This window comes from Rothia sp. 32237D007AR, from assembly GCF_053544675.1.
In genome coordinates this window covers 1-620 of sequence record NZ_JBPPUO010000029.1, presented here as the reverse complement: position 1 = coordinate 620, position 620 = coordinate 1, and the positions used below count along the sequence as shown (strand labels likewise).

General features: G+C 55.2%; 1 protein-coding gene. It reads left to right on the top strand.

The features are described 5' to 3' along the window. Positions 1-120: 120 nt before the first annotated feature. Positions 121-620, top strand: a 500-nt coding sequence (locus ACED87_RS09380) for a recombinase family protein (protein ID WP_449090015.1), incomplete at its 3' end; no start/stop codon positions are given.

The window sequence follows — 620 nt, the reverse complement described above, 5'->3', positions numbered from 1 at the left end:
ACCGGTTTCGGTACAGCAATAACGAGTAACCAACACGCCCGAACAATACGTACCGAAAACCTGCACCAAAAAGGTGCCCTAGCCCCACACACTAGGGCACCTTTTCGATACCCTCAAACCATGAACCCAACCACCAAAATCGGCTACGCCCGAGTCTCCACCCCAGACCAATCCCTCGACCTACAAACACAAGCCCTCACCCAAGCAGGCTGCTACCAAACCTACGCAGACCACGGAGTCACCGGCCGCACCATGGCCAGACCACAACTCGAAGCCTGCCTCAAAGCACTACGCCCAGGAGACACCCTCATCGTCTGGAAACTTGACCGTCTGGGCCGGAACGTCAAAGGACTCTCAGAACTCCTCGAAACACTCGAAAACAAAGGAGTCTTCTTCTCCTCCCTCACCGAAGGAATAGACACCTCCACTCCGGTAGGAAAAATGATGTTCCATATCATCGCCTCACTAGCCGAGATGGAATCCAACCTAATCTCTGAACGCACCCGGGCAGGACTTGCTGCAATGAAGGCTAAGAATGGAGGTAATGGCGCGGGTCCCGGGCGGCCTTTGAAGTTATCGGTTGCTCAACGGGGGCAGTTGGTGCGGATGCGTTCGGAGGT